Source organism: Mesorhizobium sp. M2A.F.Ca.ET.067.02.1.1 (genome assembly GCF_004023285.1).
GTDB lineage: Bacteria > Pseudomonadota > Alphaproteobacteria > Rhizobiales > Rhizobiaceae > Mesorhizobium.
Genome location: NZ_RZSB01000376.1, coordinates 1 through 5,773, shown reverse-complemented (window position 1 = coordinate 5,773; position 5,773 = coordinate 1). Strand labels below are relative to the sequence as shown.

The window sequence follows — 5,773 nt, the reverse complement described above, 5'->3', positions numbered from 1 at the left end:
CGATGCACCCAGCCGACCAGTTCGAGGCGTTCCGGGAGCTTCACGAGCGCGGCTTGGGTGCCGAGGAAATCGCCGCCCGCTTCGGCATTACCGCGCACGTCGTGCGACAGCGCCTGCGGCTCGGCGCGGTCAGCCCCAAGTTGATGCAGGTCTACCGCGACGGCGACTTGACCCTCGACCAGCTGATGGCCTTCGCGATCACCGACGATCACGTCCGGCAGGAGCAGGTTTTCGAAAACCTCACCTATAATCGCGAGCCCTACATCATCCGCCGCGCACTGACGCGGACGCATGTTGCGGCTACCGATCGCCGCGCCATCTTCATCGGCGCGGAAGCCTACATGGAAGCGGGCGGCGCCATCCTGCGCGATCTGTTCACCGAGGATCGCGGCGGTTTCTACGAGGATGCCGCGCTGCTCGACCGCATGGTGATCGAGAAGCTGCAGGGCATCGGCGAAACCATCAGGCAGGCGGAAGGCTGGAAATGGGCGGACGTCCATATCGACTTTCCGCACGCAAACGGCTTGCGCCGCACCTATCCGCAACCGGTGGATTTGTCGGAGGAAGACAAAGCCGCCTATGCGACGACATCCGATGAATTCAACCGGCTCACGGAGGAATGGAACAGCGCCGAGGAACTGCCCGAAGAAGTCGATCAGCGTTTCGGCGAGCTTGAAGCCGAGATCGAGCGCATCGACGCTCTGCGTCGCGCCTACGATCCCGATATTGTCTCTCGCGGCGGTGTGTTTGTCGTGCTTTCCCATGACGGAACGGCGCGCATCGAACGCGGTTTCATCCGCGCCGAGGACGAACGACCCGAAACCGGAGCGGAAACGCAGCTGGAGAGCGACGGCTATGCCGTCAACGATGATGGCGAGATCATCGAGACCGGCATCGGATCGGACACGGATAGTGGACGAGACGAGGATGCGGAGGATGAAGGCAAGCCGCTATCGGACCTTCTGATCCGCGACTTGACCGCTCACCGGACGCTTGGGCTTCGGCTAGCGCTTGGCGAGCAGCCGGACATCGCCCTTATCGCGGTCACACATGCGCTTGCCGCGCAAACCTTCTACCAGGGCGCAGAAGCTCACTGCCTCGAAATCGGCCCAACCAGCGTCTATCTCGCCGGTCACGCCGACGGCATCGAGGACACGGCGGCGGGCAAGGCACTGGCGGATCGACATGCGGAGTGGGCTGCGGACATGCCCCGCGATGTGGGTGACCTATGGGGTTTCATTGCCTCGCTCGACCATGCAAGCGTCATGGCGCTGTTTGCCCATTGTGCCTCCCTAACAGTCAATGCAGTGAAGCAGCCTTGGGAGCGCAAGCCTGGCGCCCACCAGACCGCCGACAGGCTGGCAACGGCGGTCAACCTCGACATGACGGCGCATTGGAGACCGACCGTGCGCACCTACCTCGGGCGCGTCACCAAGGCGCAAATCCTTGATGCCGTGCGTGAAGGTGCCAGCGAAGACGCTGTCGAGAGGCTGTCGGCCTTGAAGAAGCAGCCGATGGCGGAAGCCGCCGAGCAGCTTCTTGCCGGAAAGGGATGGCTTCCAGCCATCATGCGGACCCAAGAACCGGCAGTGTTCGGTAAACTGCAGGAAGAGGCGGAAGGTGGAGATGACAAATCGGCGGACGTTGCCGAACTGGCCCCGGAAGCCAATGAGCCGGATGCGGCGAATGCTACGCTGAGCGACGGTGCGCCCTCGGTTCCAGAGGGGGAGCAATTCAACGTCGCTGCCGAGTAAGCCGCAAAGGCCGGAACCGCGATGCGGTTCCGGCCAGCTTTTTAGTCGCCCCCGTGAATTTTGCGGCCGCGCCATTGGCGCGGCCGTGACCTCGATAGCGGAACATTTGGAACCGCAGTCAGTGAGAGGCTATCGACAACACTTCGAGGCAGCAGCCTGGGCGACCATCGTCCCGCATTGCAGCCCCTTGCTGCCAGTCGAGGACGCATCGTTCTTCACACGGACGGTCAGCCGTTTACAGCGTCCTTGAGAGCCTTTGCCGGCTGGAAGATGACCTTCTTCGAAGCTGCTATCTTGATCGTGGCGCCAGTCGATGGGTTGCGCCCTTCACGCGCCGGTTTATTCTGCACCTTGAACTTGCCGAAGCCGTTGAGGCTGATTTCCTCTCCCTTGGCAGCGGCCTCCGCGATTCCCTTCAGCACATCCTCAACGACGGTCTTCGCCTGGGTTTTCGACAGGCCATGCGCGTCAGCAAGGCGTTCGGCGATATCGATCGTGTTTACAGCCATCGTTTCCATCCTTTTTTTGCATCGGTTCGACGGCTGACCTTATGCCACAGGCGATTCCGGGCTGTCATCGCCCCTGGAAGCGGAATCCGTTGCAAAACAAGGCTCGAGGAGGCATTTCCACCGGCAACCAACGAAGCAAGCTGCTCTTCTCCTTGGCATCAACCCTGGACGCCGGGGGCGGCGAACCTTCCAGTGCTGCCACACCCGCGCCTGCGCGGCCACGAGTAACCGGATTGCTTGGCGACGCGACCGAGGATCCCGTGTGATCCGGTCGTCCCAGTTCGTTTCGACTATTGCCCATTAGCAGAGCGGAGACCGGGAAGTCGTCGGTTGCCTTGACAGCTTGGCAGCGTTGGCCACTGCGCGTGCAATGTCATCCTAACCCCATCGGAGTGCGACACCTATTCGGGGCAAAGGGCACGAGCTTGGCCATCTCATCGATATCCTTCGCCGGCGGCGGCCGAAATCGTGATTGAAATGCGGGCTCACCGTCCTGATGCTACGGAGAAGCACTCACGGTGCAAAAGGCAGATGACCAATCATTCGCCACCATAGCGGTTCCGACTGGCTGTTCGGCCACGCCCACCGCGCCCTCGAATGGATCTGGTCTGACCGAAGACCGTCTTCGCTTCGCTCAGCCTCGATCGTCTTCCCGCAACGGCTGCGCTGCGTTTTCTTCCCCTGGCCGAACCACCCCACCACGCAGGCGTGGCGGGGACCCCGGTTTACGCGGCCATTCCTCGCGGTCCAAGAAAGCCTCGCGCCGCCGTCTTCCACTTCGTTTCAGTCCCTCCGGGATGCAGACCGATCGTCTCCGGTCTCACGACCACCATCGAGGTCGCGATGGGCGCGGCCCGAGAAAAACAGAAGGAACCACCACAATGGCTACGATCGGCGCTTTCTCCCGCACCGCGAACGGCTTCTCCGGCTCGGTCAAGACCCTCAACCTCAACGTCAAGACGGTGACGTTCTCGCCGGCCGAGGGCGACAATGAAAAGGGTCCCGACTTCCGCATCTTCGCCGGCGCCACCGAGTTCGGGGCGGCATGGAAGAAGACCTCGCGCGAGGGACGCGACTACCACTCCGTCAAGCTCGATGATCCCAGCTTCCCCGCTCCGATCTATGCGAGCCTGGTCGAGACCGAAACCGAGGGCGAGTTCTCGCTCATCTGGTCCCGCCGAGCCGCCGAGTGATCAGGCCTAACACGAAGCCCCGCCTAAGGCGGGGCTTCGCCATGTTCATGTTCGCCGCCCCCTGGCACTTCTGTCAGGCGCAGCAGGACTATGCTCTGGTGGTCGGTTTGCGCGCTTTCTTCACCGGCGACGACTTGACGGCTGTAGCGGTTGTCGCCGCCGCTGCCGCGCGAGCAGCCCGCTTTGGCTTTGCCGCCGCGGGTGCAGGCGTTTCTGCCTTGCGTCCAAGTCCAGATGCCTTCGCCAGGGCCGAACGGGTGGCCGCGTAGCTCGGCGCCACCATCGGATAGTCAGCGGGCAAGTTCCATTTGTGCCGGTATTCGTCGGGGCTGAGATTGTAGTGCGTTGCGAGATGGCGCTTCAGAGATTTGAACTTCTTTCCATCTTCCAGGCAGATGATGAAGTCCGGCGTCACCGACTTTCTGATCGAGACCGCCGGTTCCTGCTTGACCGCAGGTTCCGTCGCGGGCGTGCCGATCCCTTGCAGAGCTGCATGGATATCGCCGATCAGCTTCGGCAAATCGCCGACCGGCACTGGATTGTTCGACACATAGGCGGCGACAATGTCAGCCGCTATCGAAACGGTATCCAGTTGGCCGTTTTGTTCGGGAGAAATGGTCATAGAGTTTTCCTTTGTCTTATCGGACACATCAAAATCGTGAGATTTACCCATTCCGCCAATCAGGCAAATAGTCCGTTTCCTTTCTACAATCCACATCTCCAGCCAATATTATAACGGTAAGCTCCGCTTTCATCGTTCTGATCGGCTGCGGATACCTTGCCGATCCGTTGGGAAGCGAGGAACTTCCCCTCGCTTCCCCGCCATTGCCGCCCGTGCAGAGCAGAGCCGCCGCCTCGCAAAGCGGCCGACCACGTAATTGTCGCGATCAATTTCGATCCGCTCCGCTCGAGCGTGCAGCTCGGCTCCGCGCGCCGGCATTGGCCCCCATCACTCCCGCGCGCTCACGCGCCCCCGGAAGGCATGCCGCAGGACATGCCTTCGGCATCAACGGCAAAAGGAGTGATCGCAATGAACATGACCACCATCATCAACGGCGAGAGCAACAGCCAGCAGGGAGCGGTTACCAGCGGCTTCCGCGTTGACATCTCGCGCGGCGAGCGGATCGGGCGGGTTTCCTCGGAATGGTTTTCGCGTCCCGATGACGAACGCTATCTGAGCCTCACCGAACTTTATGACGCCGTGAAGCAGCGAGCAGACTGCGCTACTGCCCGAACCGTCGAAAGCCGCGCCGTGCGGGTGGAAGCCACTCGCGAAAATGCAGAGCGGCTTTCGCTGATCGTGCCGGGACAGGAACAGCCAATCGCGCCCACCCATTGGAGCTTTGGTCAGCTTTGCAGCCTTGTCGGCGCACCGGCCACCTACATGCGCCAGCTTCCTGCGCCGCTGGCGGGCATCAATTTGCAGCACGGGCTTTTGAGTCATCGCGCAGAGTTGATGAAAACCCTTGAGACAGAAGACGGACGCCTCGAGCTCCGCGCCGTCACCGGTCCGGACTATGGCCGCATCTGGGATCACGAGCTTGTCGCCGCTGTGATGAAGATCGCGGGTAACGGCACCGGTGACACCATGTGGAAGGTGCCTGGCGTTCTGGATTGGGCGACCATGACACACAATCCATTCGTTGATGTCTCCAAGGACACCACAACGCTCTACGCCAGCGACCGCGACGTGTTCCTGTTTCTGGTGGACGACACGCATCCGATCGAAGCCGGACGGCTCCCGAATGGCGAACCGGATTTGTATTTTCGCGGCTTCTATTGCTGGAATTCGGAGGTTGGTTCGAAGACACTGGGCATTGCAAGTTTCTATCTCCGCGCCGTCTGCATGAACCGCGATCTGTGGGGCGTGGAAGGCTTTGAAGAAATCAGCATCCGGCATTCCAAGTTTGCGGCACTTCGTTTTGCTCATGAGGCAGCGCCGGCCTTGACGAACTTTGCAAATTCAAGCCCCGCACCGTTCATCGCCGGCATCAAGGCCGCGCGCGAGAAGATCGTCGCCCGTAGCGACGAAGACCGGGAAAGTTTCCTGCGCAAGCGCGGTTTCTCCAAGGCCGAGACAGGCAAGATCATCGAAAAGGTTTTGCTGGAAGAGGGTCGCCCGCCGGAAAGCATCTTTGATTTCGTGCAGGGCATGACCGCACATGCCCGCACAAAGGCGCATCAGGATAGCCGGCTTGAACTCGAAGGCAGGGCGAAAGCGTTGCTCGAAAAGGCCGCGTGATAGTCACGACACCGCGCGGCCGGACATCCGGCCGCGTGACTTATCGTGGAAACCTTTGATCGATCGGTGGAACAC

The 5,773-nt window shown here is 61.2% G+C and carries 5 protein-coding genes; 3 read left to right on the top strand and 2 right to left on the bottom strand.

The features are described 5' to 3' along the window. Positions 1-1,754, top strand: a 1,754-nt coding sequence (locus EOA28_RS22550; protein WP_128315282.1) for a chromosome partitioning protein ParB, incomplete at its 5' end; no start/stop codon positions are given. Between the two features lie 227 nt (positions 1,755-1,981). Here EOA28_RS22550 and EOA28_RS22545 read toward each other — a convergent pair. After that, complete coding sequence (locus EOA28_RS22545) at positions 1,982-2,263, bottom strand: HU family DNA-binding protein (protein ID WP_128315281.1); 282 nt, start codon at positions 2,261-2,263, stop codon at positions 1,982-1,984. A gap of 881 nt (positions 2,264-3,144) precedes the next feature. Between EOA28_RS22545 and EOA28_RS22540 the strand changes: the two genes are divergently transcribed. Further along, positions 3,145-3,456 carry a DUF736 domain-containing protein gene (locus EOA28_RS22540; protein WP_128315280.1) on the top strand — a complete coding sequence of 104 codons (312 nt, stop codon included), beginning with the start codon at positions 3,145-3,147 and terminating at the stop codon, positions 3,454-3,456. A gap of 88 nt (positions 3,457-3,544) precedes the next feature. Here the strand turns inward: EOA28_RS22540 and EOA28_RS22535 are convergent, their stop codons facing one another. Beyond that, positions 3,545-4,078 (bottom strand): MucR family transcriptional regulator, encoded by a 534-nt coding sequence (locus tag EOA28_RS22535; protein WP_128315283.1) that lies wholly within the window; start codon positions 4,076-4,078, stop codon positions 3,545-3,547. Between the two features lie 414 nt (positions 4,079-4,492). On the opposite strand from EOA28_RS22535, the gene EOA28_RS22530 reads away from it, so the two are divergent. Continuing rightward, entirely contained in the window at positions 4,493-5,698 is a 1,206-nt protein-coding gene (locus tag EOA28_RS22530) for a DUF932 domain-containing protein (RefSeq protein WP_189342138.1), read from the top strand. Positions 5,699-5,773 lie beyond the last annotated feature (75 nt).